This window comes from Arthrobacter sp. NicSoilB11 (assembly GCF_019977375.1).
In the GTDB taxonomy this organism is placed as follows: Bacteria; Actinomycetota; Actinomycetes; order Actinomycetales; family Micrococcaceae; genus Arthrobacter.
Genome location: NZ_AP024657.1, coordinates 281,305 through 305,229 on the forward strand (window position 1 = coordinate 281,305; position 23,925 = coordinate 305,229).

General features: G+C 67.1%; 22 protein-coding genes. 9 read left to right on the forward strand and 13 right to left on the reverse strand.

Going from position 1 to position 23,925, the window contains the following annotated elements; all coding sequences use genetic code 11:
- Positions 1 to 4: 4 nt before the first annotated feature.
- A complete protein-coding gene (locus tag LDO14_RS01370; RefSeq protein ID WP_346656246.1) occupies positions 5 to 925 on the reverse strand; it encodes an A/G-specific adenine glycosylase in 921 nt (306 codons plus the stop codon).
- A gap of 182 nt (positions 926 to 1,107) precedes the next feature.
- Here LDO14_RS01370 and LDO14_RS01375 point away from each other — a divergent pair, with 182 nt between their 5' ends.
- Positions 1,108 to 1,812, forward strand: coding sequence for a hypothetical protein (locus LDO14_RS01375; protein WP_223993411.1), 705 nt, complete (start codon positions 1,108 to 1,110; stop codon positions 1,810 to 1,812).
- Positions 1,813 to 1,861: 49 nt separating this feature from the next.
- On the opposite strand, the gene disA is transcribed toward LDO14_RS01375, so the two are convergent.
- The 3 genes from disA to LDO14_RS01390 form a co-directional block, all read right to left on the reverse strand.
- The gene (gene disA, locus LDO14_RS01380) at positions 1,862 to 2,938 is read right to left on the reverse strand and encodes a DNA integrity scanning diadenylate cyclase DisA (RefSeq protein ID WP_018770949.1); all 1,077 of its coding nucleotides are present in this window, start codon (positions 2,936 to 2,938) and stop codon (positions 1,862 to 1,864) included.
- Positions 2,939 to 3,234: 296 nt separating this feature from the next.
- Positions 3,235 to 3,735, reverse strand: a complete 501-nt coding sequence (locus LDO14_RS01385; protein ID WP_018770948.1) for a 2'-5' RNA ligase family protein — start codon at positions 3,733 to 3,735, stop codon at positions 3,235 to 3,237.
- 75 nt (positions 3,736 to 3,810) lie between these two features.
- Positions 3,811 to 4,053, reverse strand: a complete 243-nt coding sequence (locus LDO14_RS01390) for a hypothetical protein (protein WP_018770947.1) — start codon at positions 4,051 to 4,053, stop codon at positions 3,811 to 3,813.
- Between the two features lie 195 nt (positions 4,054 to 4,248).
- Here LDO14_RS01390 and LDO14_RS01395 point away from each other — a divergent pair, with 195 nt between their 5' ends.
- Both LDO14_RS01395 and LDO14_RS01400 read left to right on the forward strand, forming a co-directional pair.
- Positions 4,249 to 5,862 (forward strand): peptide chain release factor 3, encoded by a 1,614-nt coding sequence (locus tag LDO14_RS01395; protein WP_144600974.1) that lies wholly within the window; start codon positions 4,249 to 4,251, stop codon positions 5,860 to 5,862.
- A gap of 6 nt (positions 5,863 to 5,868) precedes the next feature.
- Positions 5,869 to 7,098 (forward strand): beta-ketoacyl-[acyl-carrier-protein] synthase family protein, encoded by a 1,230-nt coding sequence (locus tag LDO14_RS01400; RefSeq protein WP_018770945.1) that lies wholly within the window; start codon positions 5,869 to 5,871, stop codon positions 7,096 to 7,098.
- On the opposite strand, the gene LDO14_RS01405 is transcribed toward LDO14_RS01400, so the two are convergent.
- The 5 genes from LDO14_RS01405 to LDO14_RS01425 form a co-directional block, all read right to left on the reverse strand.
- The gene (locus tag LDO14_RS01405) at positions 7,095 to 8,447 is read right to left on the reverse strand and encodes an MFS transporter (protein ID WP_223993413.1); all 1,353 of its coding nucleotides are present in this window, start codon (positions 8,445 to 8,447) and stop codon (positions 7,095 to 7,097) included. The genes LDO14_RS01400 and LDO14_RS01405 overlap by 4 nt on opposite strands.
- Before the next feature lie 104 nt (positions 8,448 to 8,551).
- Positions 8,552 to 9,880 (reverse strand): enolase C-terminal domain-like protein, encoded by a 1,329-nt coding sequence (locus LDO14_RS01410; RefSeq protein ID WP_223993415.1) that lies wholly within the window; start codon positions 9,878 to 9,880, stop codon positions 8,552 to 8,554.
- Complete coding sequence (locus LDO14_RS01415) at positions 9,877 to 11,481, reverse strand: aldehyde dehydrogenase (NADP(+)) (protein WP_223993417.1); 1,605 nt, start codon at positions 11,479 to 11,481, stop codon at positions 9,877 to 9,879. The genes LDO14_RS01410 and LDO14_RS01415 overlap by 4 nt, the downstream gene beginning before the upstream one ends.
- A gap of 28 nt (positions 11,482 to 11,509) precedes the next feature.
- On the reverse strand, positions 11,510 to 12,424 hold the full coding sequence (gene kdgD, locus LDO14_RS01420; protein ID WP_056388364.1) for a 5-dehydro-4-deoxyglucarate dehydratase: 915 nt from the start codon (positions 12,422 to 12,424) through the stop codon (positions 11,510 to 11,512).
- 142 nt (positions 12,425 to 12,566) lie between these two features.
- Positions 12,567 to 13,451, reverse strand: a complete 885-nt coding sequence (locus tag LDO14_RS01425) for a LysR family transcriptional regulator (RefSeq protein ID WP_056388362.1) — start codon at positions 13,449 to 13,451, stop codon at positions 12,567 to 12,569.
- Positions 13,452 to 13,601: 150 nt separating this feature from the next.
- Here LDO14_RS01425 and LDO14_RS01430 point away from each other — a divergent pair, with 150 nt between their 5' ends.
- Genes LDO14_RS01430 through LDO14_RS01445 form a run of 4 tightly spaced genes read left to right on the forward strand, consistent with a single transcriptional unit; the run spans position 13,602 to position 17,145 of the window.
- Complete coding sequence (locus tag LDO14_RS01430) at positions 13,602 to 14,612, forward strand: tripartite tricarboxylate transporter substrate binding protein (RefSeq protein WP_018770939.1); 1,011 nt, start codon at positions 13,602 to 13,604, stop codon at positions 14,610 to 14,612.
- Positions 14,613 to 14,617: 5 nt separating this feature from the next.
- Positions 14,618 to 15,193, forward strand: a complete 576-nt coding sequence (locus LDO14_RS01435; protein ID WP_223993419.1) for a tripartite tricarboxylate transporter TctB family protein — start codon at positions 14,618 to 14,620, stop codon at positions 15,191 to 15,193.
- Positions 15,194 to 15,202: 9 nt separating this feature from the next.
- Entirely contained in the window at positions 15,203 to 16,747 is a 1,545-nt protein-coding gene (locus LDO14_RS01440; RefSeq protein WP_223993421.1) for a tripartite tricarboxylate transporter permease, read from the forward strand.
- Positions 16,744 to 17,145 (forward strand): universal stress protein, encoded by a 402-nt coding sequence (locus LDO14_RS01445; protein WP_018770936.1) that lies wholly within the window; start codon positions 16,744 to 16,746, stop codon positions 17,143 to 17,145. The genes LDO14_RS01440 and LDO14_RS01445 overlap by 4 nt, the downstream gene beginning before the upstream one ends.
- Positions 17,146 to 17,157: 12 nt before the next feature.
- On the opposite strand, the gene LDO14_RS01450 is transcribed toward LDO14_RS01445, so the two are convergent.
- Positions 17,158 to 17,646 carry an NUDIX domain-containing protein gene (locus LDO14_RS01450; RefSeq protein WP_018770935.1) on the reverse strand — a complete coding sequence of 163 codons (489 nt, stop codon included), beginning with the start codon at positions 17,644 to 17,646 and terminating at the stop codon, positions 17,158 to 17,160.
- 135 nt (positions 17,647 to 17,781) lie between these two features.
- Here LDO14_RS01450 and LDO14_RS01455 point away from each other — a divergent pair, with 135 nt between their 5' ends.
- Positions 17,782 to 18,021 carry a hypothetical protein gene (locus LDO14_RS01455; protein WP_223993422.1) on the forward strand — a complete coding sequence of 80 codons (240 nt, stop codon included), beginning with the start codon at positions 17,782 to 17,784 and terminating at the stop codon, positions 18,019 to 18,021.
- A 67-nt stretch (positions 18,022 to 18,088) separates the two neighbouring features.
- On the opposite strand, the gene LDO14_RS01460 is transcribed toward LDO14_RS01455, so the two are convergent.
- From LDO14_RS01460 to LDO14_RS01470, 3 genes are all read right to left on the reverse strand, one after another.
- Positions 18,089 to 19,777: a HAMP domain-containing sensor histidine kinase gene (locus LDO14_RS01460; RefSeq protein ID WP_018770933.1), complete on the reverse strand. Its 1,689-nt coding sequence runs from the start codon at positions 19,775 to 19,777 to the stop codon at positions 18,089 to 18,091.
- A gap of 123 nt (positions 19,778 to 19,900) precedes the next feature.
- Entirely contained in the window at positions 19,901 to 21,274 is a 1,374-nt protein-coding gene (gene radA / locus LDO14_RS01465; protein ID WP_018770932.1) for a DNA repair protein RadA, read from the reverse strand.
- 65 nt (positions 21,275 to 21,339) lie between these two features.
- Positions 21,340 to 22,467, reverse strand: a complete 1,128-nt coding sequence (locus tag LDO14_RS01470) for an FUSC family protein (RefSeq protein WP_018770931.1) — start codon at positions 22,465 to 22,467, stop codon at positions 21,340 to 21,342.
- 250 nt (positions 22,468 to 22,717) lie between these two features.
- Here LDO14_RS01470 and pstS point away from each other — a divergent pair, with 250 nt between their 5' ends.
- Entirely contained in the window at positions 22,718 to 23,839 is a 1,122-nt protein-coding gene (gene pstS, locus LDO14_RS01475; RefSeq protein WP_018770930.1) for a phosphate ABC transporter substrate-binding protein PstS, read from the forward strand.
- The last annotated feature ends 86 nt before the right edge of the window (positions 23,840 to 23,925 follow it).

The following is a 23,925-nucleotide window of genomic DNA, read 5'->3' on the forward strand; positions in this document are numbered from 1 at the left end:
CAGGTCAGGCGGGGAGCCGGTAGCCGCCGTCGTGGATCTCGGCGAGGCCGTCCGCCAGCAGTCCCGCCAGCGCCCGCTCCAGCTGCTCGGGGGCGGAGTTGAGCCGGTGCAGCGCGGCGAGGGGCACGCCGATGCCCTCGGCGGTGAACTCAAGGTCGGCGGGCTCGCGCTGGAACATGTCGGCCGGCACGGGAGTTTCGGCCAGCCGCAGCACGGCCAGCACCGCACCGCGGACCTGGCGGTCAGTGCCGTGCCACGCCTGGCCTTTGGGAACGTACGACGGCGGGGGCTCACCCGCGGCGAGCCACGCACAGGAGTCTTTCACCGGGCAGGCAGCGCACTTGGGTGCCCGGGCCCTGCACACCAGCGCCCCCAGTTCCATGACCGCAGCGTTCCAGCGCACGGAGGTTTCTTCGTCGTCCGGCAACAGGGCGGCGGCCAACCGCATCTCCGCAGCGGTCAGTGCAGGCGCGGGGAGCGCGACGCCGGACACCAGGCGGGCGTGCACCCGCCGGATGTTGGTGTCCACCACAGTCTCGCGGCGGCCATATGCGAAGGCGGCCACCGCGGCGGCCGTGTAGCTGCCCACTCCGGGCAAGGCCAGCAGTTCCGTGTAGGTGCCGGGGACATGGCCGCCGTGGTCCTCGACGATTGCTGTGGCTGCGGCGTGCAGGCGAAGGGCACGCCGGGGGTAGCCCAGCCGGCCCCATGAACGGACCGCTTCACCTGCCGGTTCGCCGGCCAGGCCGGCCGGCGTGGGCCACCGCTTGAGCCACTCGTGCCAGACCGGGAGGACCCGGACCACGGGGGTCTGCTGCAGCATGATCTCGCTGACCAGCACACCCCACGGCGAGCAGCCAGGTTCGCGCCAGGGCAGGTCCCGGGCGATTCCGGCGAACCAGGAGTTGATCCGGTGATGGAGCAACTCCAGGTCTGCAGGGCCGGTGGGAGCGACCGCGGCGCGGGCGGCGGTGGAGGTTTCAGTGTCGATGCCAACACTGTAGTGGATAGGTTCGGGCGGGCTGAAAACCGGGGTGTGACCAGTGCGATGGGCCTGCGGCGGCGTGGTGGCAGTGCAGATCCGGCGGCGTTCCCTAGCCTAGGAGGATGGGCAGGCAAGGCGATTCACCAGCACGCGGCACGGCATCCGGTTCCAGCAGCGTCCGGAAGCCCAGCCCCGCCGTGTACCGCCGCCGCCGCACGGTTGTTGGCGGCGCGCTCCTGCTGGTGATTGCGCTCGTGATCAGTGGTTTCGCCCTGGCCGGTGCCTTCAAGGGTGGTTCGCAGCAGGCGTCCTCCACGCAGCCGTCTTCCACCGATCCCGCCACCTCCCAGGCTTCCCCGTCTGCTGCCGCCAGTCCCTCTGCGTCCGCGTCGGCAACCCCGTCCGCCACGCCGTCGGCCACTGCCTCCGCTGCCCCCTCGTGCAACCAGAACCTGGTGACTGTTTCGGCGTCCACTGACAAGCCCGCCTATGGGCCGGGGGAAAACCCGATGCTCACCCTGAAGGTGACCAACGGCGGCACCGTCCCCTGTGAGGTCAACATCGGTACCTCGCAAATGGAATTCCTGGTGACCAGCGGTTCCGACCGGATCTTCTCGTCCAAGGACTGCCAGGCGTCCAGCGAGGACCTGGTGAAGGTGATCGCGCCCGGCGCCAGCGAAACCGCGAACTTTCCATGGAACCGGACCCGCAGTGCCGATGGCTGCAAGGCCGTGGCGGCGGCACCCGGCGGCGGTGGCGCTTACTACATCTTCACCGCCAAGCTTGGCTCGCGGGCCAGTCCAAAGGCCGTCTTCCAGCTGAACTGACGCATCCCGCCGGCGTGGTGGGAGCGGGCCGTGGGGTTGGGGCTTGGGGTTACAGGAAGCGGTCCAGGAGGCTTGCTTCGGCCATCCGGCTGAGCCCCTCACGCACGGTGCGGGCGCGCTGGTCGCCGATGCCGTCAACGGTCATGAGGTCGTCAATGGTGGCCGCCATGAGGAACTGCAGGCCACCGAAATGGTCCACCAGCCGGTCCGCTACCGCCTTGGGAACCGCCTTCAGGCCGGACAGGAGCCGGTATCCGCGGGGCTGGACGACGGCATCGAGGTTTGCCTCGCCGCCCGCGAACCCCACGATCGCGGAGATCTTGCCGAGATCGATCAGCTCTGTCGGGCCCAGGCTGACCAGTTCGTTGACGGCCTTTTCGATGTCCTCCGCGGAGGCGTTGGGGCTGGCGTAGTCGCGGATGATCACGTCGCTGCCCGGTCCACGGCCCACGGTGAGCTCGTCGAGCTGGAGCGAGAGGAGCCGGCCGTCTTCGCCAAGTTCCAGGACGTACTGCGAGATTTCCTCCGAGATGCGGCGCACCATCTCCTGCCGCTGCAGGGTCACGGCCACATCGCGCACCGTCACCATTGCCTCGATTTCCAGGGCCGAGAGCGAACTGGTGACCTGGTCCAGGCGGGCAACATAGCGCTCCAGGGTGGCCAGGGCCTGGTTGGCGCGGGCAAGGACGTTTTCCGAGCCCTCCAGGACGTGCCGCAACCCGTTGACGTACAGGGCGATGATCTGCATGGACTGGCTCACGGATATGACCGGGACCCCGGTCTGCTTGGCCACCCGTTCCGCCGTGCGGTGGCGGGTGCCCGATTCCTGCGTTTCGATGCTTGAGTCCGGGACCAGCTGGACCGCGGCACGCAGGATGTTGCCGGCATCCTTGTCGCAGATGATGGCGCCGTCCATCTTGGCCAGTTCGCGCAGCCGGGTGGGCGAGAATTCGATGCCGATATCGAATCCGCCGGAGCAGATGGAATCGATGGTGCGGTCGGAGCCGAGGACGATCAGTGCGCCGGTGCGTCCGCGGAGGATCCGTTCCAGGCCGTCGCGGAGGGGCGTTCCGGGTGCAACCCTGCCCAGAGTGGCCCTCAGCGATTCTTCGGGGCTCCGCGCCATAGGTTTTTCCCTTCAAAGGTGCGGACCGCCACCCGCAGGAATGCCGGCGTCCGCAGTTTGCCGGCAGGATCAAAAAGTGCACTGATTCCCGCAAGCTCAATGATAGGGGTAAGAAACCCAACTTCCGCACGGGCAAGCCCCAAAGTGCCCCATTAGGGGGTGCCCGGAACGGCGGCAAAAACGCTGGTTGGGGGCATTGCGGGGCGGCCACTTTCGCCGCTTTGGACCCCCGCCATTTTCAACCCTGCCCCGGCTTTGACCCTGCCCGGCCTTAGCTCTGCCTTTCAGCGGGTTGCTCAGGCGGAGGCTCCCAGGGGTGTGACTGTTCTGGTGCTGCTGTCCCAGAGCCGCGCTCCCGTGCAGCGGCCCTCGAGGCGCAGGTCCAGCAGGTCCACCGCCGTTCCGAGCTGATGGCCGGGAATACGCCGGGAGATGGTGACGTGCGGTGTCCAGGCCCCCGGACACGTCAGCGGCAGCGCCCCTGACAGGCCCTGGTGCAGGATTCCGTGCAGGTCCAGCAGGGGAGCAGTCGGCAGCACGGCGCGGGCAAGGACATATTTTCCTGCGCCGGCGGGAAAGACGACCGCTCCGGAGAAGGTGACATCCACGGGCAGCACCTCCCAGGGACCTTCCCGGGCGGCAACCAGGTCCGTGCCTGCCGCAAGGGTGATGTGCGGGCTGTTGCTGGGGGAGGTATGCCCTGCCAGGCTGGGGAGGCCGGCGGCCGCGAGCCGTGCCCAGTCAGCCCTGACCAGGGATTCGGTGGGGCCGTCAAAGACCAACTCGATGCTGCGCATGAACCCATCATGCCGTTGCCGGGTACCCGTTGCCGGGCACCCCCATGCCTGCCAGGTTTTGCCGCCGCGGGGACGTCAGCGCTTCCGGTCCCTGAGCATCCGCTCCAAATCCCGGCTGACTTTCGACAGTGAAGCGGCACGGAGTGCTTTGTGTTCAGCCGCTGTTTGCACTCCCCGTTTCCGGGACGGGCCGGTAGGAAGGACCGAACCCGGCGGCTGGGCCGCGGCGGTGCCAAGGACCGCACCCGCGTTGGCGCCCAGGTTGGTGGCCAGGGGGTCGAAAAAAAGGTTGCCGGTGAAAGTGGCGCCATGCATCATGCGCCCAAAGCTAACTGCCCCGCATTTCGCCGCCTTGAACGTCCGGTTTCGCCCGCGTTAAGCGGAACCCGTCCGGTTTGCAGCCCTGCGATAAACTGTACTTTGGCCGTTTGCCAATCACCTTCCCCGCCCTTGAGTCGCAGCGCAGTACCCGAAAGACACCTGGGCAGCCACAACCGCAGCGAAAGTAGCACCGTGTCCCAAGATGTCCTGACCCCCGCCCGGATCTCCGGTATCCACAAAGAGGCTGGCCGCCGCAGGACCTTCGCTGTCATCTCCCACCCTGACGCGGGCAAGTCAACGCTCACCGAAGCGCTGGCGCTGCACGCAAAGGTGATCGGCACCGCGGGCGCTTCCAGTGGCAAGGCCAACCGCAAGGAAACAGTCTCGGACTGGATGCAGATGGAAAAGGACCGCGGCATCTCCATCAGCTCCGCGGCCCTGCAGTTCTCCTACCGGGACACCGTCATCAACCTTCTGGACACCCCCGGCCACGCCGACTTCTCCGAGGACACCTACCGCGTGCTCGCCGCCGTTGATTGCGCCGTGATGCTGGTGGACGCCGCCAAGGGCCTGGAAACCCAGACCATGAAACTCTTCGAGGTCTGCAAGCAGCGCAACCTGCCCATCATCACGGTCATCAACAAGTGGGACCGCCCGGGCCTGGACGCCCTGGCATTGATGGACGAGATCACCGAGCGCACCGGGCTGCAGCCCATGCCGCTGACCTGGGCCGTGGGCATCTCCGGTGACTTCCGCGGCGTCTGGGACCTCCGCAACGACCGCTTCGCCCGGTTCCAGCGCAACAACGCCGGAGCGCAGATCGCCATCACCGAGTACTTCACTCCCGAGGAAGCGGCGGAAGACCAGGGCAGCAACTGGTCTGACGCGGTGGACGAGGCCGGACTGGTGATTGAGTCCAACCTGGAGTTCGACGTCGACGCCTTCCACGCCGGCAGGGCAACCCCCATCCTGTTCAGTTCTGCTGCGCTGAACTTCGGCGTCAAGGAACTGCTGGACGCGCTGGTGGACTTCGCCCCGCCGGCAGCGCCCCGCCCCGACGTGGACGGAAACCCCCGTCCCGTGGAATCCCCGTTCTCCGGGTTCGTCTTCAAGGTCCAGGCCGGCATGAACAAGGCGCACCGCGACCACGTGGCCTTCATCCGCGTCTGCTCGGGCGTCTTCGAGCGCGGCATGGTGGTCACCCAGACCCGCACCGGCAAGTCCTTCGCCACCAAGTACGCACAGCAGGTGTTCGGCCGCGAACGCGAAGTCATTGACGAGGCCTACCCCGGTGACGTGGTGGGCCTGGTCAACGCGTCCTCGCTGCGCGTGGGCGACAGCCTGTTCCTTGAGAACCCGGTGGAATACCCGGCCATCCCGCTGTTTGCCCCCGAGCACTTCCAGGTGGCCCGGTCCAAGGACCCCAGCAAGTTCAAGCAGTTCCGCCGCGGCATTGAGCAGCTGGAACACGAGGGCGTCATCCAGGTGCTCCGCTCCGACGTCCGCGGTGACCAGGCGCCGGTGCTTGCCGCCGTCGGGCCCATGCAGTTCGAAGTGGTGGAGGACCGCATGGCGCACGACTTCAGCGCACCCATGCGCCTGGAACGCCTGCCCTACTCCCTGGCCAGGATTTCGACTGCGGATGCCATGCCCGCGCTGGCAAACGTCCCGGGCGCGGAGGTGCTGCTGCGGTCCGACGGCGAATACCTCGCCCTGTTCAACGACGTCTGGGCGCTCCGGCGGATCGAGAAGAACCACCCCGACCTGACGCTCGTGCCCATCGGCACCCATAACCCCGCAAAGTAGCCAACCATGACGGCAGTACAACCACGCGCGCTGGTCACCGGCGCCGGCACCATCAACCCGCTGGGTTCCAGCGTCAAGGAAACCTGGGAGGCCCTGCTTGAGGGCCGGTCCGGGATCGGGCCGCTGGAGCAGGACTGGGCAGGGCAGTTGCCCGTCAAAATCGCAGGGCAGGTCACCGCAGACCTTTCGGAGCACCTCAGTACCCGCGAGATGAAGCGGATGGACCGGTGCGGCCAGTTGGCGCTGATCGCGGCGCGCGAGGCATGGGCGCAGGCCGGCGCCCCCGAGGTGGATCCGGAGCGGTTCGCCGTGGTGATCGGCTCCGCTTACGGCGGGCTCGGTTCCACCATCGAGCAGGACCGGGTGCTGGCCGAATCGGGCCCCCGGAAGGTTTCGCCGCATACCCTCACCCGCCTCATGGTCAACGGTCCGGCCGCGTGGGTGTCCATCGACCTTGGCGCCCGTGGCGGCGCCCGGACGCCTGTCAGCGCCTGCGCCTCCGGGGCTGAGGCGATTGTCCAGGCAGCCGAGATGATCCGCTCCGGTGCTGCCGACGTCGTGATTGCCGGCGGCGTGGACGCCTCCGTCAACGACCTTGTGATCACCGGCTTCTCCCAGATCCGTGCCCTGTCCACCCGGTCGGATGACCCCAAGCTGGCCTCGCGCCCGTTCGACGGCGGCCGCGACGGGTTTGTGCTGGCAGAGGGCGCCGGCGTGGTGGTGCTGGAGAGCGAGGAGCACGCCCGTGCCCGCGGCGCCGCCGTCCTTGGTGCTGTGGCAGGCGGAGCCGTGACCTCCGACGCGAACGACATCGTGGCCGCGGACCCCGCCATGCAGCGGCGGGTCATGCAGAAGGCGCTGGACTCGGCGGGCATGCGGCCGGCTGATATCGGATTCGTCCACGCGCACGCCACCTCCACCCCTGTGGGGGACCGGCTGGAGGGCCAGGCGATCAACGCCGTCTTCGGCGCTGACGTGCCGGTCACTTCCACCAAAGGGCATACCGGCCACCTGCTGGGCGGCGCCGGTTCCCTGGCCGCCGTCGTGGTCCTCGAAGCCCTGCGGACCGGGAAGGTCCCCGGGACGCTGAACGTGGAAGCGCTGGACCCGGAAGTGGACCTTAACGTCCTCACCGAAGGCACCCACCAGCTTCCGCCGGGTTATGCCCCGGCCGGGCTGGTGAATGCCTTCGGTTTTGGCGGCCACAGCGTGGCGCTGGTGCTTACCGCGGGTTAGGCCCTGCTGGGGAGCGGCGCCGTGTTGGGCAGTTCCGGCGTCTCGGGCGACGCCTCAGCCCCGCTGCGGCGTTCCTTCAGGAAGTAGACCAGGCCGGCTGCCGCCGCCGAAGCCGCAGCCAGGGCGAATAGTCCCGGGATGACGCTGCCGGTCTGCTCCTTGATGATGCCGAAACCGAACGGTGCCACGAACCCGCCCAGGTTGCCCAGCGAGTTGATGATGGCGATGGCCGGAGCCAGCACCAGCGGGTGCAGTCCGGACTGCGGAATGGTCCAGAACAGCGGTGAGGCGCTCTTGAACCCCATGGCTGCTACGGCCAGGAACACCAGCGCCAGCACGGGCGAGGCCACGGCCGCCGCGTAGGTACCGATGGCTGCCACCAGGAGCGCGACCACCAGCAGGGGCTTCCTGGACCTGGCCTTGTCCTGCCACTTCGCCGCGAAGTACATCGCGAACACGGCGCAGATCCAGGGGATGGAGGAGAGGAAACCTGCGGAGAGGTCGGTGGTCCCGGGGATCCGCTTGATGATGCCTGGCAGCCAGAAGGTGTTGGCGTAGATGGACAGCTGGATGGCGAAGTAGATGCCGCACAGGAGCAGGATCTGCGGGTTCAGCAGCATCTTCCAGCGGTTGACCTTTCCACTCTCCGCCTTGGCGTGCCCGGCGTCCTCCGCATCGATGGCCTGGGACAGCGCGTCCTTTTCGGCGGGGGAGAGCCACCTGGCGTCGGCGATTTTCGCGTCCAGCAGGAAGAACACAGTGACGCCCACCAGGACGGACAGAATGCCCTCGAACCCGAAGAGCCACTGCCAGCCGCGCATTCCCAGGGCGCCGTTGAGGCTCAGCAGCATGCCGGCGATGGGGCCGGAAATCGCCGCGGCAACCGAGGAACCGGCGATGAAGACCGCCGTCGCCTTCCCGCGCTGGCCGGCAGGAACCCAGCGGGCGAAGTAGAAGATGACGGCCGGGAAGAAGCCGGCCTCTGCGGCGCCCAGGAGGAACCGCAGGACGTAGAACATGGTCTCGTTCTGCACGAACGCCATCAGGAAGGAGACGATGCCCCAGCTGACCATGATCCTGGTCAACCAGACCTTGGCGCCGTATTTTTCCATCATCACGTTGCTGGGGAGCTCAAAGATGGCATAGGCGATAAAGAACAGGCCGGCACCGAAACCATAAGCGGCGGCGCCGATTCCCACGTCAGCCTGGAGGTGGTCCTGGGCGTAGCCGATGTTTGAGCGGTTCAGCTGGTTGCAGACCAGCATGACCAGCATGACCGGGAGCACGCGCTTGAAGAATTTCCTGGTGGCAGATGCCAGGTCCAGGACGGCGTTGTCCACAGACTTCATTGAATGTTTCCTTTGGGAGGGGTGTTGGCAAGGCGGGGGCCTTGGAGAAACTTACCGGACTTGCGGTTGCCGGCTTTCGTTACCTGCTGTCGTGGCCTGGCCCATTACCTGACCAGGCACGGCCGCTTGGGGTCGAAGGACCAGCCGTCGATGTAGTACTGCATGCCGATGCTGTCGTCACGGGCATCCAGGCCGTGCTCAAGGTACAGCTGGTGCGCCTTGTCCAGCGCGTCCCGGTCCAGCTCGATCCCCAGGCCGGGAGCCGCCGGGACTTCGATGGCGCCGCCCTTGATCTGCAGCGGCTCCTTGGTGAGGCCCTGTCCGTCCTGCCAGATCCAGTGCGTGTCCAGTGCCGTGATCCCACCGGGGGCGGCGGCTCCGGTGTGGGTGAACATGGCCAGCGAGATGTCGAAGTGGTTGTTGGAGTGCGAGCCCCAGGTGAGGCCGAACTCGTTGCACAGCTGGGCCACCCGGACCGAGCCGTGCATGGTCCAGAAGTGCGGATCGGCCAGTGGGATGTCCACGGCGTTGCTGCGGATGGCATGCGACATTTCGCGCCAGTCCGTCGCGATCATGTTGGTGGCGGTCTTCAGTCCGGTGGCCCGGCGGAACTCGGCCATCACTTCGCGGCCGGAGAACCGACCTTCGGCGCCGCAGGGGTCCTCTGCATACGCCACCACGCCCTGCATCCGCTTGCCCAACCGGATTGCCTCCTCCAGCAGCCAGCCGCCGTTCGGGTCGAGCGTGACCCTGGCCTCCGGGAACCGCTTGGCGAGTGCCGTGACCACGTCCACTTCGTCGTCGCCGGACAGCACGCCGCCCTTGAGCTTGAAGTCGGAGAAGCCATAACGTTCCTGGGCGGCTTCGGCCAGCGCAACGACGGCTTCCGGAGTCATGGCCTCCTGGCGCCGGAGTATTTCCCAGCGGTCCGACGGCGACTCCTCCACCAGGTACGGCAGGTCGGTTCGCGTGTGGTCGCCGATGAAGAACAGGTACCCGAGCATCGGCACGGACGTCCGCTGCTGCCCGTCGCCGAGCAGTTCCGCGACGGGAACGCCGAGGAACTGGCCGTGCAGGTCCAGCAGGGCGGACTCGACGGCGGTGACGGCGTGGACGGTGGTGCGCAGGTCGAACGTCTGCAGCCCGCGCCCGCCGGCGTCCCGGTCCGCGAATCCCGCGGCGATTTCCCGCAGCAGGGAGCGGTACCGGGCCACGGGCTTGCCCTTGATCAGGACGCCGGCTTCCTGGATGGTGCTGCGGATTTTTTCGCCGCCGGGAACCTCACCGAGGCCGGTGCGGCCGTCCGAGTCGGTAATGATCACCACATTGCGGGTGAAGAACGGGCCGTGGGCGCCGCTGAGGTTCATCAGCATGCTGTCGTAGCCGGCTACCGGTACAACTTCGATGGCGGCAATGGTGGGCTGGTTGCTCATGCGTTGCTCTCTGCTTTCTCTGCGGCGGAAACCACTTCGCCGTCGATGCGCCGGTTGAGGTGCCAGGGGTTGGCGTCCTGCAGGGCTGCCGGGAGCAGTTCCTGGGGGAGGTTCTGGTAGGCCACGGGACGCAGGAAGCGGTTGATCGCCAGGGTTCCAACGGAGGTGGTGCGCGAGTCCGAGGTGGCGGGGAAGGGGCCGCCGTGGACCATGGCGTGGCCGACTTCGACGCCGGTGGGCCAGCCGTTGACAATGATACGTCCCACTTTTTGCTCCAGGACGGGGATAAGCGGCGCCGCTGTTGGATAGTCCTGCTCGGTGAGCTGCAGGGACGCGGTGAGCTGGCCTTCCATCCGGCCGGCTGCCTGGAGGAGGTCCTGGATGGAGCTGTAGCGGATCACCAGGGACGCGGCGCCGAAGATTTCCTCATGCAGGACGTGGTTGCTGGTGAATTCGGTGACGCCCGTGCCGAAGATGGTGGGCGCCGGGGCGTTCTCGGTGGGGCCGGGAGTGCCCTGGCCGATGAGTTCGACGCCGGCTGCCGCGCCAAGGTTTTCCGTCCCGGCGTTCCAGGACTTGGCAATGCCTTCGGTGAGCATGGTCTGACCGGCGCAGTCGGACACGGCACGTCCGACGGCGGCAGCGAGTTTGTCCCCTGCCTCGCCTTCGGGGGCGAACAGGAGTCCGGGGGAGGTGCAGAGCTGGCCGGAACTTCCGGTGACGGCGGTGACGTACTGCTGTGCAAGGGCATCGACGTCGCCCTCGAGGGCGCCCTCGAAGACAAAGACCGGGTTCAGTGACGACATCTCCGCGTACACGGGAATCGGCTCGGGGCGGGCGGCCGCGGTTTTCATCAGGGCGATGCCTGCAGCCTGGGAGCCGGTGAAGCCGACCGCCTTGATGGCGGGGTCCGCCACGAGGGCCTGGCCGATGCTGGAACCGGGACCGTAGATCAGGGAGAACACGCCGGGGTGCAGCCCTGCGTCCTTGACGGCCTGGGTGACCGCCTGGCCCACCAGTTCGCTGGTGCCGGGGTGGGCGTTGTGGGCCTTGAAGACCACCGGGCAGCCTGCGGCGAGGGCCGAGGCGGTGTCTCCGCCCGCCGTCGAGAATGCCAGCGGGAAGTTGCTGGCGCCGAACACGGCGACGGGACCCAGGGGGAGCTGCCGCTGCCGGATGTCAGCCCGGGGGAGCGGGTTCCGGTCCGGGAGGGCGGGGTCGATGCGGACGCCGCGGAAGTCGCCTTGCCGCACCACGTCCGCGAAGAGGCGAAGCTGGCCGGTGGTGCGGGCCCGCTCACCGGTGAGCCGCGCCGCCGGGAGCCCTGTTTCCTGGCCGGCGCGGATGATCAGTTCCTCGCCCAGGGCGTCGATGTTGTCCGCGATCGCTTCGAGGAAGGACGCGTGGGTTTCCGGGTCAAGGGTGCTGAAGGACGGGAAGGCCTCGGCGGCCGCTGCCGTGGCGGCTTTCAACTGTTCTTCCGTGATCAGTGAGTAGGCGGGCTCCAGGGCCTGGTTGGTGGCCGGGTTGAACCCGCTGGTGGTTTTGCCTTCGCCGGTAACGGGCCGGCCGGCGATGAGTGAATGTCCGTTGAGGGTCATGGTGGGGCTCCTGTGTCTGCAGCGACGGCTAGGAAACGGTGGCGATCAGGGCTTTGAGGTCCGCGAAGTCCTGATCGTTGAGGTTCTGCAGCGGCGGCCGCACCGGGCCGGCGGGACGGCCCACGGCATCAAGGCCGGCTTTGACGATGGAAACAGAGTAGCCCTTCACGCGGTCGCGGATGTCCAGGTAGGGGATGACGAAGTCGTTGAGCTTCCTGTTCACCGCGGCCCGGTCCTGGTTGCGGACGTCCTGGTAGAAGTCCAGTGCGAACTGGGGGACGAAGTTGTACATGGCGCTGGAGTACGTGCTCATGCCGAGCTGCAGGAGGGGAAGGGCGAAGGTCTCGGCGGTCGGGAGGCCGCCCAGGTAGAAGAGGCGGTCGCCGAGCTTGGCGTAAACGCGGGCATCGTGTTCCAGGTCGCCCACACCGTCCTTGAAGCCGATCAGGTTCTGGTGCCGCTCGGCGAGGGTTGCCACCGTGGTGTCCCGGTAGATGGCGTTGGCCCGGTTGTAGATGATGACGCCCAGGGAGGTGGCCCGGCAGACCGCGCTGACGTGTTCCACGAGCCCGTCCTGGTCTGCCTCCGTGAGGTACGGGGGCAGGAGGAGGATGCCTTCTGCGCCGGCAGCCTCGGCAGCCTTCGCATTTTCGATGGCCTGCGCCGTGGAGCCACCGGCGGAGGCAAGGACGGGGATGCGGCTGCCCACCTCCTCGACGGCTGTCCGCACCACGTGCTCCGACTCGGCAGGAGTCAGGGAGAACCCTTCGCCGGTGCCGCCGGCCGCGAACAGGCCCGCCACCGGAAAGCTCGCCTGCCACGCCAGGTGCTTGCGGTAGTTCTCCTCATCGACCTGGAGCTGGGCATCGAACGGGGTCACGGGAAAGGACAGCAGGCCTTCCTTGAGCGTGTCCGCCAGTTCCTGGGGTGTGTACTTTGCCACGGTGTGGGTCCTCCGGGTGTGTGCGCCGCGGGCGGCAGGCTGATGATTCCGTTCCCACAGTAGGAGCGCCCTCGATGCCTGTCTAAGTGCATTTTTATATGCGTTGATACCTTTGCTGCATTACTGACCGGAGGGGCGCCGGTTACTCCATGGCGAACTCAAGGTCCCGGAGGAGGCGCGACAGCGCAGGATTGGTGACCCTCCGGTTCCACAGCGCATGCAGCTCCACCTGTTCGTGGTCGCCACCCTCCAGCGGGAGGAATTCAACGCCGCGGATACCTAGCATGGTGGCCGAGTGGGGCACGAAGGCCAGCCCGCGCTTGGCCGCCACCAGCGACACCATGGTGAGGATCTGGCTCACCGTGTGCACCACGTTGGTGTGGCGGATGGGGAGCATGCGCACCACCAGGTCATAGAAGTAGCGGGCCTGGGTGGCCGAGTGCATGATCAGGGGCTCATCGCTGAAATCGTCCGCGGCAATGCTCCGTTCCAGCTTCGTCAGCGGGTGCCCCTCGGGGACGGCCAGCATCATGGACTCGCGGTAGAGGAGATGCGAGTCAAAGGTCTCCCGGTCGAACGGCGGCCGTGCCAGCCCCAGGTCCAGTTCGCCCGTCAGCAGCCCGGCCAACTGGTCTCCGGTCACCAGTTCCTGCAGCTCGATGTCCACATCGGGGATGATGCCCGCGAGTTCCTCCAGCAGCGGACCCAGGATGCTGAAGCCGCTGGCCGCGGTGAAGCCTATCCGCAGGACGCCGGATTTGCCGGAAGCGATGCGGCGTGCGGTGACAGGTGCCCGCTCCGCGAGTGCCATGAGCCGGCGGGCCTCGTCCAGGAACGTCCGGCCGGCAGATGTCAGCTCCACTTTCCTGTTGTCCCGCTCCAGCAGTTCGGCGCCCACGGCCTTTTCGAGTTTCTGGATTTGCCGGCTCAGTGGCGGCTGCGTCATATTCAGGCGTTCTGCCGCCCTGCCGAAGTGGAGTTCCTCCGCTACGGCGATGAATCCGGCCAGTTGGTCGAAAGTGAACATGATGCCTTCCGGGTATCAAATGATGCAGATATGGGCTTAGACAGGCATCATAACTGCTCCCTACACTCAACACAGCGAGGCGGGGGTGACCCGCTTCACAGATGTACCGGGCGTCCCAGCCCGCACCTGCGCTTGCACCTAGGAGTCCCAATGATGCACTTCCCGTCCCGCCGCGCCGTTCTCGGAACGGCGTCGGCCTTCACCCTGCTGGCACTGACAGCCTGCGGCGGCAACGTTGCCGGCGGAGCCGCAGCCGGCAACCCGTCCAAGTACCCGGCCGGGCCCGTAACAATGACCGTGGGACAGGCCGCCGGCGGCAGCACGGACCTGATCGCCAGGGCGCTTGCAGACGGCGCCGCCAAGACCCTCGGAGCCCCGATGCCCGTGGTGAACAAGCCGGGCGCCAACGGCGCCCTCGCCACCAAGGAAGTTGCCGGCAAGACGGCCGACGGCCAGGAGCTGGTACTCCTCACAGCCTCCCTGGTCACCATCACCCCCCTTGCCGTGAGCAAGGACGAGGCAGTGAACCTCGACGACCTGGACATCATCACTGGACTTTCGCAGGACGACTACGTGCTGGTGGCCAGCCAGGGCTCCGGGTTCAGGAGCTTCAAGGACGTCACCGCCGCCGGCCGGAACGTCACGTTCGGGACCACCGGCGTGGGCACGGGCAGCCAGCTGGCCCAGACCGTCCTGTTCAAGCAGGCCAACGTGCAGGGCACCGATGTGCCGTTCGACAGTGGTAAGCCGGCACTGACCGCCGTCCTGGGCAACCAGGTGGAGCTGGCCACTGTCCAGCTGGGCGAAGCCATGGCACAGATCCAGGCCGGAAAAGTCACCCCTCTGCTGGTCTTCTCCGAAGGGCGCAACAGCTTCCTGCCTGACGTTCCGTCCGCCAAGGAAGCCGGCTACGACGTTCCCGTGGCACAGTACCGTGCGGTCGCGGCTCCCAAGGGCACTCCCCAGGAGGTCAAGGACAAGCTCGCCGCTGCATTCAAGGACACGTTCAAGACCGACGCCTACCAGGAGTTCAACAAGAAGAACCTCCTGACGCCCAAGGAGATCTCCGGCGAGGAAGTGGTAACGCAGTGGAAGGACTACGCCGCGAAGTACAAGTCCCTGGTGGAGAAGTACGGCATCAGCCTCAACGGGAACAAGTAACGGCCATGGGGACTACTCCAGCAGTGGCTGCCGGGCGGGGCGGCAGCTCCGCCCTTCCGCCGGGCTGTGACGGCCCGGAAGACCTGCCCGAGGCCCTGACCCCCGAAGAACTGGCTGCGCAGTGGGAGGAGGAAAAGCCTCCCGCTGCAGGCCCGCTCGCCAACGCGGCCTCATCCCTGGTGGTGCTCGCCGTCGGAACCGCCGCCCTGGCGCTGTCAGTTTCCATGGGCCTTGGCACTCCGGAGAAGCCCGAACCGGGGCTGTGGCCCTTCCTGACCAGCTGCGTGATGGTGGCCCTGGCCACCTTCCAGCTGGTGTGGGGCCGGCACAACCGGGACGCGGAGAAGTTCACCCGGATGTCCTTCGCGCCCCTCACTGGCCTGGCCACGCTGGCCGCCATGGTGGCGCTGATGCCGTTGATCGGGTTCGAGATTCCCGCCCTCATCCTGTGCATCATCTGGATGAAGTTCCTGGGCAGCGAGACCTGGCGTTCCACCCTCGTGATCAGTGCCATCGTCGTCGCGTCCTTCTACGGGATCTTCGTGCTGGCGCTGGGCACTTCCATCCCCCACCTCTTCTAGGAGACCGCCGTGGATTTCCTCAATCCTGTGATCAACGGTTTTTCCGTCGTCCTGGAACCAATGAACCTTCTCTACTGCCTGATTGGCGTGGTGATCGGCATGCTGATCGGCGTGCTGCCCGGGCTGGGCCCGGCCGCCACCATCGCCATCCTGCTTCCGCTGACCTACAGCGTGGAGCCGGTCACCGCCATCATCATGCTCGCCGGCATCTTCTACGGCGCCCAGTACGGTGGCACCATCACGTCCGTCCTGCTCCGGCTTCCCGGTGAGGCATCCTCCGTGGTCACCGTCTTCGACGGGTACCAGATGGCCAGGCAGGGCAAGGCCGGCACGGCCCTGGGCCTGGCGGCCATTGGGTCCTTCATCGGCGGAACCGCCTCGATTATCGGCCTGACCTTCCTGGCTCCCGTGGTGGCGGGCTTCGCGCTCGACTTCGGACCCGCGGAGTACTCCGCGCTGGCGCTGCTGGGCATCCTGCTGGTGGCAACCATCAGCGGAGGCGCCAAGGCCAAGGCACTCATCGCGGCCGCCGTCGGACTCCTGCTCGCTACCGTCGGCCGCGATATCTTTACCGGCGAAAGCCGCTTCACCTTCGGCAGCTTGCAGCTCGCGGACGGGATCGACTTCGTGCCCATCGCCATGGGCCTCTTCGGACTGGGCGAGATCCTCTACAACCTCGAGGAGCGGCACCGGGCTGCCAAGGCGCCGTCGAAGGTCTCGAATGTCTGGCCCTCCAGGTCCGACCTCAAGCAGGCATCGGGAGCCATTACCCGCGGCTCGGTCCTGGGCTTCTTCCTGGGCATTCTGCCCGGCGGCGGCGCCACCATCGCTTCCATGGCCTCCTATGCCATGGAGAAGAAGCGGGCCAAGCAGCCGGAGCGGTTCGGCAAGGGCGCACCGGAAGGCGTGGCCGGCCCGGAAACAGCGAACAACGCGGCAGCAACGTCGTCGTTCATCCCGCTGCTGACCCTCGGCATCCCCGCCAACGCCACCATGGCGCTGATGTTCGGCGCGCTGCTGATCCAGGGCGTCACCCCGGGCCCGCAGCTGGTGGAGCAGAACCCGGAGCTCTTCTGGGGCGTGGTCAACTCCATGTACATCGGCAACATCCTGCTGCTGATCATGAGCCTGCCGCTGGTAGGCATCTTCGTCCGGATCCTCCGCGTCCGGGCAGCCATCCTGGCGCCGGTCACCGCCCTGATCACGCTGCTGGGTGCCTACACCATCAACAACAGCATGTTCGACGTGACCCTTGTGGTGTTCTTCGGCGTGCTGGGCTACCTGATGAAGAAGTTCGGCTTCGAACCGGGGCCGCTGGTCCTGGCCTTCGTCCTGGGCGAGCTGTTGGAGAGCTCGCTGCGGCGCTCGCTGCTGGTCTTCGGCGGCGATCCCACCGGGTTCTTCACCCGCCCCATCTCGGCAACACTGCTGGTGGTCTTCGTGCTGGTGGCCGTGCTGCCGGGCCTCCGCAGCATGCTGGCCAAGCGCAAGGGCACGACGGCGGCAGTCGCCTCCGCCACGGACAGCACCAACAACATCAAGGAGAAGGTATGAGCATCATCGTTGGGTTCGTCCCCACGCCTGCCGGCGAGGCAGCCCTCGCCGCTGGGATCGCCGAAGCGCGGCTCCGGCAAAAGGACCTGTACATCGTGAACTCCGCCCGCCAGGGGGCGCTGGTGGACAAGTCCGTGGCCCCGGAGGACGTCCTGGCCCAGGCCGCGAAAAAGGCGGCCGACGCCGGAGTCAATGCCACCGTCATTCAGCCGCCGTACGAGCACGACCTGGCGGACGAGTTCCTGGACGTGGCCAGGGAAGTTGATGCTTCGCTGATCGTGATCGGCCTCCGCCACCGCACCCAGGTGGGCAAGTTCATCCTCGGCAGCCACGCCCAGCAGATCCTGATGCAGGCGGACCGGCCGGTGCTGGCCGTGAAGGCAGGGGTGCGTTCTTAATGGGTCGGGGCTTCACGCCAGCGCGGCGTCGCTGACCAGGGCACTAAGGATGGGCAGCTGGCCCTTCACGAGCTTGAGCCGCGCCTCCTGCTCGGGGAACCAGCGGGCGTCGTCGATTTCGGGGTAATGCTGGATCCTGCCGGACCCCTTGGGCCATTCCAGCGGAAACGTGTTGCTGCTGATCACGGCCGGGGCGAAGTCGGCCTGGGCCGCGAAGACCGTGATGAGCTTTCCGGACGGTTGCCGGAAATCGCCCAGAAGCCGGTACTCGGCGTCCGGGGCCGCGGTGCCCATTTCCTCGGCGAACTCGCGCAGCGCGGCAGCGCGTGGGTCTTCGCCCTCGCTGTATTCGCCTTTCGGAATCGACCAGGCATGCGCGTCCTTGCGGGCCCAGAACGGGCCGCCCATGTGGGCGATCCACACCTGCAGGCCCTCCCGGGCGCCGGCGGGCATGGCCGGGTCCTGCCGGTACAGCAGGATGCCGGCGCTTCGAATGGGCATTGATCCTCCAAGAAAGCCGCTGGGAACAGGAAAGGAAGTTGCCGTCCGCCGTTAACGTGGAGTTCACGGCCCTGCTTTAGGTTATTCCTTCAGGCACTCTGCCAGGCACTCTGGTCGAAAGGGACGGGACCACTCATGGCCAACATTGTCGAGGTTTTGGGGCGGCTTACGCCCGAAGAAGTCGATGAACTCCGCAGCCTTGGGCCGCAGGGCCACCTGCCGCGGCATCTGGTGGATGCCCTGGACCGTGCCGCCGGGGGAGCCGGATCGGGCCGCGGCTATTACGTGGTGAACGGCAACGTGAGCGCCACCGGCGGCCCCCTCCTCGTGCTGCGCAGCGACGTTTCCAGCTGGCTGGCCGGCACGGGTTCCTGACCCACGTCGCCTGCCGACGGCGCGGTTCCTCCTGAGGGGCAGAACGGGAGCTCCCTGCGATGGCGGGTCAGGATTCCGGCAGGATGAATGTTGCCCTGGTACCCCGGCCGGGTTCACTCTCCAGGCTGATTGATCCGCCGTGGCCCTCAACAATGGTCTTGCTCACCGGCAGGCCCAGGCCGGCGCCGGGAATGGCGGTTTCACGCGACCGGGCCGAACGGAAGAACTTGCTGAAGGCCTGCTCCTGCTCCTCCCCGGTCATCCCCAAGCCGGTGTCCGTGATGGAGCAGGCCAGGCCCTCCCGGGTCCGGAAGGCCCGGGCGGTTATCAGGCCGCCGTTGGGGGAGTACTTGATGGCGTTCGAAAGCAGGTTCCGGATCACCTGGCCGATCCGTGCCGGATCCATCCTGGCATGAAGCGGCTGCTCCACATCGAGCACCAGCTGCAGTCCGTTGCCGGCAGCCGTGGGCGAAGCTGCGTCCACCTCCCGGGCCACCAGCCGGGCAAGGTCCGCCTGCTCCAGCGCGAGGTCCACGCGTTCCGAGGCGACCGCAATGAGGTCGTTGACGAGTCCCAGCAGGTGTTCGGCATTCCGGCGCACCACCAGGAGCTCGTCGCGGATGTCCTCATGCCCGGGTTCGTCCAGGACCAGTTCCAGGTAGCCGAGGATGGATGTCAGGGGGGTCCGCAGCTCGTGCGAAACCGTGGCAACGAAGTTGTCCTTGGCCGCCAGCGCACCGATCAGGCTGGTGACGTCCACAAACGTGATGACGGCGCCGCCTTCCTGCCCGCCCGCCGGAGGAAACCCGTGCGAGCTCACGGAATAGGCGCGCTGCCGGTCCGCCGGGCCGGCCCAGTACAGCTCGTCAATGAAGGCTTCTCCCGCTGCGGCGCGGGCAGCGGGAAGCAGGTTTGCCGGCACTGGAGTGGAGCGGTCGGCGGACATCAGGGGTGCCTGGCCCCCTGCCGGGCTGATGACGCCGGCAAGGGCAGGGTCCGCGTGCATTGCCCTGTTTGCCAGCACCGTGTTCCCTTTGGCGTCCACCACCCAAACGCCCAAGCCAACCGCCCTGAGCACTGCGTCGAGCAGGGCCTGCCGGCGGACGCTTTCACCGAGTGTTCGGCCCAGGTGCAGTTCGTTTTCCATGAGCTTGATCCGCTGGCGCCGGATGGTTGTGGCCATCACATGCGCGGTCACCGCTATGACTGACAGGACCAGGGGAAGGATCAGGGTCCTGATCATCGATCCCCCCAGCACCGGGGAGCCCTGGACAACAGACGGAACCACGGTACTGAGGACTGCCCCGGCCATGGCCAGGACAGGCATGTACGGCCGGTCGTGGACGGAGAGCCAGATGACGGGGAACACCAGCATGATGCTGAGGACGTTGAAGGGCGGGCCTCCCGCCTCACGGGTGAACCCGATGGCCAGGCAGTCGAGCAGCGGGATGACGGCGAACGCACCTGCAGGGAGCCGGCCCCAGGGTGTTGCAAAGCACGCCGCGGCAATTGCCAGATGGAAGAGCAGCGCCGCCACGAACAGGTTGTCGTCGAACGTCTTCGGGCTGAAGATTGCCGTGGCGATCACCACGAGTGCAACCGTGGCCGTGACCGGCAGCTGGCTTGCGGCCACGCGCTTCCGGATGCTCAGGCCTTCGAGCAGTCCGTCAATCCGGTCCGACACAACCGGCTGCACAGGCGCCATGCGTACGCGGCCCGCACGGTCGGCGGTGCCCTGCTGTTCCTTGATTGCCATGCTTCCCCCAGCGCAGAAACCAAAAGCCTCCGTCTGCAAGAAGGTTTTGCACCAACAGTACCCGCCGAAAGCCCTGCAGAAACCAGGGCAGGGCGTTCCGTGGGCGCCGGCAATCTCCTGCCGCTACCCGATCAGGAGGCTGAGCGCTTCCGTGAGGTGTTCCACTTCCCGGACCGAAAACCCTGCAGGCACAGGGCCCGGGCCGGTGTGGCTGGCCGGAACCACGGCGTGGGTGAATCCCAGCCGGTGTGCCTCCTGGATGCGCTGGTTGATGCCCGGTACTGGCCGGACTTCACCTGCCAGCCCCACCTCGCCGAAGGCGATCAGCCGGACAGGCAGGGGCTTGCGGGCCTTGGCCGACGCCACGGCGAGGGCCACCGCAAGGTCCGTTGCCGGTTCGCTGAGCTTCACCCCGCCCACGGTGGCAACGTACGAATCGTCCTTGTGCAGCTGGGTCCCTGCGCGCTGCTGCAGCACGGCCAGGAGCATGGAAACCCGGGAACTGTCCAGCCCGCTGGTGGCCCGCCGCGGCTGAGAGTTGGGGCTTTCCGCCAGCAGCGACTGCACCTCCGCCAGCAGGGGGCGGCGCCCCTCCATGGTGACGGTGATGCAGGTCCCGGAAACCGGATCCTTGGTGCGGCTGACGAACAGCCCGCTGGGATCGGCCAGGCCGTCGATGCCGTTTTCATTCAGGTCGAAGCAGCCCACGTCATCCGTCGGCCCGTACCGGTTCTTCACGGCACGGAGCAGCCGCAGCCGGGAGTGCCGCTCACCTTCGAACTGGCACACCACATCCACCAGGTGTTCCAGCAGCCGCGGTCCGGCAATGGAACCGTCCTTCGTGACGTGGCCCACCAGCAGGGTTGTCATGTTCCGCCGCTTGGCTGCGGCAATGATGGAAGCCGCCACTTCCCGGACCTGGGACACGCCACCGGCACTGCCGTCCACGTCCGCGCTGCTGAGCGTCTGCACCGAGTCCACGATCAGCAGCCGAGGTTCGATCTTCTCCACCTGCCCCAGCGCCTGCCCAAGGTCCGTCTCCGCTGACAGGTAGAGGGATTCGGCGACGGCGTCGATCCGCTCCGCCCGCAGCTTCACCTGGGCGGCCGACTCTTCGCCGGTGACATACAGGACGTCCTGGGCTGTCCGCGCGAACTTGGCGGCAACGTCCAGCAGCAGGGTGGACTTGCCGACCCCGGGCTCACCCGCCAGCAGGATGACGGCGCCGGGAACCAGTCCGCCGCCCAGCACCCTGTCCAGTTCATCCACCCCTGTTGGCAGGAACGCCGCGGTGGTGGCGTCCACGTCCGCGATCCGCCGCGCCGGCTCCACGACTGTTGTGGCCGCGGTGGTCCGCGCCACCGCCGTGCCTGTTTCCTCAACCGTGCCCCACGCCTGGCACTCGCCGCAGCGGCCCACCCACTTCACGGTGGTCCAGCCGCATTCGGCGCATTTGTATGCGGGCGCCTTGGAGGCCCGGGAAGTCTTTGTTGCCATGCGTCCAACCCTAGTGGCGGGCACCGACATCGGGCCCACCCCGCGCTGGGCCCGGCCCATCCCGCCTACAGTGCGGGCAGCACGTCCCTGGCCTCGTCCGCGTCCATGCCCGTGGCCTCCAGCAGATCCACCATCAGTGGCCGGAACAGCATCACCACCGTTTCGCCCTCCAGCCGCTGCACCTCCAGGAGTTTGGGGTGCAGGCGAAGGGCGATTTCGCTCAGGTCGCGCCGGGCCGTACGCAGATGGGCGCGGCGGACGCCGTCGTGCGATTCCGCAAGGCCCAGCGAAAGCTCATCAATCGCGGCAGCGGTCTCCTGCAGCACCTCCGCGATGCTGTCCGTGGCCTCGTCCGAGAGGGCGGCGTGGTTGATGGCGCTGGTGAGCCGCCGCGCAAAGACTCGGCTGTTGCGCAGGGCCAGGTCGATGAAGTCCAGCGACTGCTTGAGCCGGTCCAGTTCATCCCGGTGCCGGCGGTAGGCGGGCGCCAGCGTGGCAACTTCCCCGGAGGCCCGCAGCGACTGCCGCATGGCATCGACCAGGGGCTGGCAGTTCCTGCCGCGGATCAGCGCATGCCACGCTTGGGTAGAGTCGCTGTTGGCCAGCGCGGAGGCGCATTCCCGCAGCACTTCCGCCAGTTCGTGCAGCAGTTTCTGGACGTCGCGGCGTGGTTCCCGCCGTGGGTCCTTGGGCATGAGGATGGTCACCAGCAGGGCGCACAGGCCGCCCACCACCGCATCGATGCTCCGGGTGAACGGTCCGCCCGACGGCGCCGGAAGCAGCACCACCAGCAGCGACTGCAGGGCCAGTTGGGTGGTGAAGATGTTCCCGCTGTCAAGGAACCGCGCCAGCAGGATGGAGAAGAGAAGAACGACGGCGGCCACCCAGATTTCCCCGCCCAGCCAGTGCAGGAGCAGGTCGCCAACGGCGATCCCGATGGTGCAGCCCAGGCCCACTTCCATCACGCGCCGCAGCCGCGGTTCCCGCGAAAACCCGAGCGCGATCAGCGAGGAGGTGGCGGCAAACAGCGGGCCGGAGTGGCCCAGGACGTATTCCGCGAAGGCGTAGGCGCCCACCGCGCAGACGGTCATCTGGATGGCAGGGACGAACGAGTTGCGGCTCCGGATCAGGCCGGTCCGGACGCGGCTGCGCAGGAACCGTTGGGTTGCCGAGAGTCCTGCTTCGATTGCCATGGGTTCAAGTCTATTCAGTGGCGGTGGAGCACCCGGGCAGGCCACTACGGCCGGACCTGTGATCCGCGCAATGGTGACCCGGCATTTGTCAGCCAATATCCCGCCGTCGTTAATCCTCCGTTCACTTTGGACAGCCCATCCCGTTACCTGCAGCCCATAACTTACTGAAAGGTACACACCGTACGCATCGCGCAGCAGGGTTCTCCGGCCCTGTCCCGCACCTGAATAACCCTGGAAGGGGTACATCTAAGTGAAGGCACTCCGCTTCGGCCGCCACGCGGCTATCGCTGTCATCGCAGCCGGCGCACTCGCGCTCAGCGCCTGCGGTTCAGACAATGCCACGGGCACCGCTCCTGCCGGCAGCCAGTCCGCCGGCGGCACCAAGGTCACCGGCACGCTGACCGGCATCGGCTCCTCCGCCCAGGGCGCCGCCATGGACGCCTGGAAGACCAACTTTGCCTCCGCCAACTCCGGCGCCACCGTGCAGTACTCCCCGGACGGCTCCGGAGCAGGCCGCAAAGCCATCCTGGACGGCTCGGCCCAGTTCGCCGGCTCCGACGCGTACCTGAAGGATGACGAATACGCCTCCTCCAAGTCCGTCTGCGGCCCCGACGGCGCCATCAACGTCCCGGTCTACATCTCCCCGATCGCTGTGGCCTTCAACGTTCCCGGCGTCACGGACCTGAAGCTTGACGCCACCACCGTGGCCAAGATCTTCCGCGGCCAGATCACCAAGTGGAACGACCCCGCCATCGCCGCCCTGAACGCCGGCGTCTCCCTGCCCGACCTCAAGGTCACCCCGGTGAACCGCTCCGACGACTCGGGCACCACCCAGAACTTCACCGACTACCTGGCCGCCGCTGCCTCCGACGTCTGGACCGACAAGGCCGCCGGTGTCTGGCCTGCCAGCCTGCAGGGTGAGAACGCCAAGGGAACCTCCGGCGTGGTCAAGACCGTGACGGACACCCCCGGTGCCGTGACCTACGCCGACGACTCCGCCGTGAGCGGCAAGCTGGGCGTGGCCCAGATCAAGGTGGGCGAGTCCTTCACCAAGATCTCCGCCGATGCTGCCGCCAAGGCAGTGGACGCCGGCAAGCCGGTTGAAGGCCGCGCCGCCAACGACCTGTCCATCAAGCTGGACCGCAAGACCACCATCGAAGGCGCCTACCCGATCGTCCTGGTGTCCTTCCACGTCCTGTGCACCACGTACGACAAGCAGGAGACCGTGGACCTGGTCAAGGCCTTCGAGCACTACGTAGTTTCCGCTGAAGGCCAGAAGGCCGCAGCAGACTCGGCCAAGTCCGCTCCGCTGTCCTCGGACCTCGCAGCCAAGGCTGTCAAGGCGATCGACTCGATCAAGGCCAAGTCCTAGCCATCGCTGCGAACCGGGTTCCCCGCCTGCCGGAAGGCAGTGCGGGGAACTTGGCTTTGCACCCTGCATTCCCAATCCAGCAACGA

What these genes read in the sequence shown, in the direction of transcription:
- LDO14_RS01375 (WP_223993411.1), top strand. Translation starts at nt 1,108, where the DNA reads ATGGGCAGGCAAGGCGATTCACCAGCACGCGGCACGGCATCCGGTTCC.
- disA (WP_018770949.1), bottom strand. Translation starts at nt 2,938, where the DNA reads ATGGCGCGGAGCCCCGAAGAATCGCTGAGGGCCACTCTGGGCAGGGTT.
- LDO14_RS01385 (WP_018770948.1), bottom strand. Translation starts at nt 3,735, where the DNA reads ATGCGCAGCATCGAGTTGGTCTTTGACGGCCCCACCGAATCCCTGGTC.
- LDO14_RS01390 (WP_018770947.1), bottom strand. Translation starts at nt 4,053, where the DNA reads ATGATGCATGGCGCCACTTTCACCGGCAACCTTTTTTTCGACCCCCTG.
- LDO14_RS01400 (WP_018770945.1), top strand. Translation starts at nt 5,869, where the DNA reads ATGACGGCAGTACAACCACGCGCGCTGGTCACCGGCGCCGGCACCATC.
- LDO14_RS01405 (WP_223993413.1), bottom strand. Translation starts at nt 8,447, where the DNA reads ATGAAGTCTGTGGACAACGCCGTCCTGGACCTGGCATCTGCCACCAGG.
- LDO14_RS01410 (WP_223993415.1), bottom strand. Translation starts at nt 9,880, where the DNA reads ATGAGCAACCAGCCCACCATTGCCGCCATCGAAGTTGTACCGGTAGCC.
- LDO14_RS01415 (WP_223993417.1), bottom strand. Translation starts at nt 11,481, where the DNA reads ATGACCCTCAACGGACATTCACTCATCGCCGGCCGGCCCGTTACCGGC.
- LDO14_RS01425 (WP_056388362.1), bottom strand. Translation starts at nt 13,451, where the DNA reads ATGTTCACTTTCGACCAACTGGCCGGATTCATCGCCGTAGCGGAGGAA.
- LDO14_RS01430 (WP_018770939.1), top strand. Translation starts at nt 13,602, where the DNA reads ATGATGCACTTCCCGTCCCGCCGCGCCGTTCTCGGAACGGCGTCGGCC.
- LDO14_RS01435 (WP_223993419.1), top strand. Translation starts at nt 14,618, where the DNA reads ATGGGGACTACTCCAGCAGTGGCTGCCGGGCGGGGCGGCAGCTCCGCC.
- LDO14_RS01445 (WP_018770936.1), top strand. Translation starts at nt 16,744, where the DNA reads ATGAGCATCATCGTTGGGTTCGTCCCCACGCCTGCCGGCGAGGCAGCC.
- LDO14_RS01450 (WP_018770935.1), bottom strand. Translation starts at nt 17,646, where the DNA reads ATGCCCATTCGAAGCGCCGGCATCCTGCTGTACCGGCAGGACCCGGCC.
- LDO14_RS01455 (WP_223993422.1), top strand. Translation starts at nt 17,782, where the DNA reads ATGGCCAACATTGTCGAGGTTTTGGGGCGGCTTACGCCCGAAGAAGTC.
- LDO14_RS01460 (WP_018770933.1), bottom strand. Translation starts at nt 19,777, where the DNA reads ATGGCAATCAAGGAACAGCAGGGCACCGCCGACCGTGCGGGCCGCGTA.
- radA (WP_018770932.1), bottom strand. Translation starts at nt 21,274, where the DNA reads ATGGCAACAAAGACTTCCCGGGCCTCCAAGGCGCCCGCATACAAATGC.
- LDO14_RS01470 (WP_018770931.1), bottom strand. Translation starts at nt 22,467, where the DNA reads ATGGCAATCGAAGCAGGACTCTCGGCAACCCAACGGTTCCTGCGCAGC.